Raw genomic sequence first — 2,597 nt, 5'->3', positions numbered from 1 at the left:
TGGCAGATGAATACATGACTGCGCTGGGACAGGAATTTGAGAATCTGAGAAAGATTAAGCTGTCAGAGAAGCAGGTATTGGATTATATTAAGATTCTTCTCCCAATGGAAGAAAATTATTCTCTGCTTCAGAAACGTGGTGTAGAAAAACTGAGAGCAGACATGAAAATGAGATATTTTGATGCACCTGATCTGAAAGACGTTGGAAACAACGGATATAGATTTGTAAATGCAGTATCTGATTTTGCAACACATTCTACACCAAGAAGAAAGACAGCAAATTATAAAGAAAATATTTTCGCCAGGACAGCTGATGGCAATCCGATGATTGACCGGGCATATCAGCTGGTCAAGGCAGCATGAGTTACCAATGGGACTATCGCAATAAGCAGTTTTTATACAGAATATGGATGTTAATCATAATTACATCTATATCGTGTATGGATATCAGCGGATGCGATAGTCCTATGTTTTTTCAGAGTATAGGAGACAGGCATAATGAAGCAAAAAGTGAAAGAGGAATTAAAACAGGAATTTGTTCAGAAACTTTACGGGGAATTTTCCACTTACAGAGAACATCTGCTGTGTGAAAACCCGACTGATCTGATCGCCGAGGCATACAAGATTGAGACGTTTTCATCATTATATGAGGTGCTTCTGGCAAAATCAGCACAGCTTAGTGATGTTGCGCTTTTAAACCTTTTGAACATGTCAAGCGGGATTCTGGAAGGTATGTACAAGAAATGGCTTGGTGTAAAAGACCATTCTTACCAGGAACTGGAAGAGTATGTGGGACATGAGGTAGAAGACCTGGAAGGATATGATCTTCCGGAAGCGGTATAAAGAAGCAAGGAATAAAAGTCTGGAAAATGAAAGAAAACAGGAGGCCAGGAATTATGAGACGAAAAATGACACCGACAGGGAACCTTACAAGAGAAGAATGGTTACAGCTTAGAAGAAACGGAATCGGCGGTTCTGATGCTTCTGTGATTATGGGAAAGAATCCTTACAGAAGTATTTTACAGCTGTGGGAAGAAAAAACAGGAAAGCTGCCAGTTTCAGATAATGGAAATGAATTTACTTACTGGGGGAATGTGATGGAACCGATTATCCGCAAGGAGTTTATGAACCGTACCGGGCTTAAGGTACGCCAGAAACACGCAATGATTTTTCATGCAGATTATCCATATCTGTTTGCGGATGTAGATGGAATTGCTACAGATGAGCGCGGGGAGAAATGTATCTTTGAAGCAAAGACGGCGAGCCAGTATAAGGCTGACCAGTGGGAAAAGGGTGTACCAGAGGAATATGTGTTACAGGTACAGCATTACCTGGCAGTATGCGGCATGAATAAAGCATATATAGCGGCATTGATCGGCGGAAATAAATTTGTTTTTACCACAATTTACAGAGATGATTCCCTGATTGAAGAACTGATCGCAAAGGAAAAGGAGTTCTGGCAAGAGTGTGTACTTACAGGCACAGAGCCTGTTGTAGATGATTCCGAGGCAACCCAGGAATATCTGAATGAAAAATATAGTGATTCTGTAGCGGATACGATTCAGCTTGAAGCAGATATGAAAAAGGTTATAGCGAAGTACCAGGATGTTGATTCCAAGGTAAAAGAACTTGAAAAACAGAAAACTGGACTTGCCAACCAGATCAAGGCTGTGATGGGGGAGTACGAGACTGGTGAATTAGATGGAATTGTTGTTTCCTGGAAGAAAATCAGCCGGGAATCTGTGGACAGCAAGAGACTTCGCAAGGAAAAACCAGAAATATTTGCAGAGTACAGCAATGTCAGTTCATATAGAAAACTGTCTGTTGCGTAGGGATGATTACAGGGGGAAAAGATTATGGCAGAAAAAAGAATCCGGAATTTAAATCCGGAAGAGATTGAGTGCCGTGTAGGTGCAATCATGGAGCAGGGAATCACTCTGCTCCTTTATAAAAATGCAAGGGTAGATCAGACGATACTAGATGAAGTGTTTGGAATCTGCGGATGGCAGAGAAGGCATAATATGATCGGAAATGAACTGTACTGTATTCTCAGTATCTGGGATGATGAGAAAAAGCAGTGGGTGCAGAAGGAAGACGTAGGAACAGAAAGCGACTATGAAAAGGCGAAAGGTGCCGCATCGGACTCTTTTAAACGGGCCTGCTTTAATATTGGAATTGGACGGGAACTGTATTCGGCTCCTTTTATTTATATTCCCATAAATAAAGTGCGGATGGGCGAGAAGAATGGGAGAAAGTCTGTAAAGGACAGCTTTTCTGTGAAGATGATTCAGGTTTCTGCCGATAAGGTGATCACAGCACTGGAGATTGTAAACCAGAGAAGTGAAAAGGTGTTTAGCTATCAGATGTCAGAAGCAGCTTCCATACAAGTGGCAGATTCTGAGGGTGAGAAAGAGCAAGTCCAGAGAATATCAGAGAGGGAAATTCAGATCTTGTATGCGGAGCTTGGAAGAACCGGGGTTACGATGCAGCAGATCCTGAAACGGTATGGAATCGCATCCATACAGGAACTGGACCAGGTGACTTATAAGAGAGCACTCAATGGCTTGAAACGGACGAAAAATGCAGCATAAAACAAAG

General features: G+C 41.8%; 4 protein-coding genes. All 4 read left to right on the top strand.

The window, feature by feature from the left end; genetic code table 11:
- On the top strand, positions 1 to 362 hold a 362-nt coding region (locus tag PGQ38_RS19165; RefSeq protein WP_270433154.1), incomplete at its 5' end, for a DUF932 domain-containing protein.
- Between the two features lie 135 nt (positions 363 to 497).
- On the top strand, positions 498 to 842 hold the full coding sequence (locus PGQ38_RS19160; protein ID WP_204454739.1) for a DUF3848 domain-containing protein: 345 nt from the start codon (positions 498 to 500) through the stop codon (positions 840 to 842).
- A 53-nt stretch (positions 843 to 895) separates the two neighbouring features.
- A complete protein-coding gene (locus PGQ38_RS19155) occupies positions 896 to 1,831 on the top strand; it encodes a YqaJ viral recombinase family nuclease (protein WP_204454741.1) in 936 nt (311 codons plus the stop codon).
- A gap of 24 nt (positions 1,832 to 1,855) precedes the next feature.
- Positions 1,856 to 2,590 (top strand): hypothetical protein, encoded by a 735-nt coding sequence (locus tag PGQ38_RS19150; RefSeq protein ID WP_270433150.1) that lies wholly within the window; start codon positions 1,856 to 1,858, stop codon positions 2,588 to 2,590.
- The last annotated feature ends 7 nt before the right edge of the window (positions 2,591 to 2,597 follow it).

The organism is Blautia faecis, from assembly GCF_027662325.1.
Taxonomy (GTDB): Bacteria; Bacillota; Clostridia; order Lachnospirales; family Lachnospiraceae; genus Blautia_A; species Blautia_A faecis.
The sequence above is the reverse complement of the archived record's forward strand: the minus strand, read 5'-3'. Positions and strand labels throughout refer to the sequence as shown.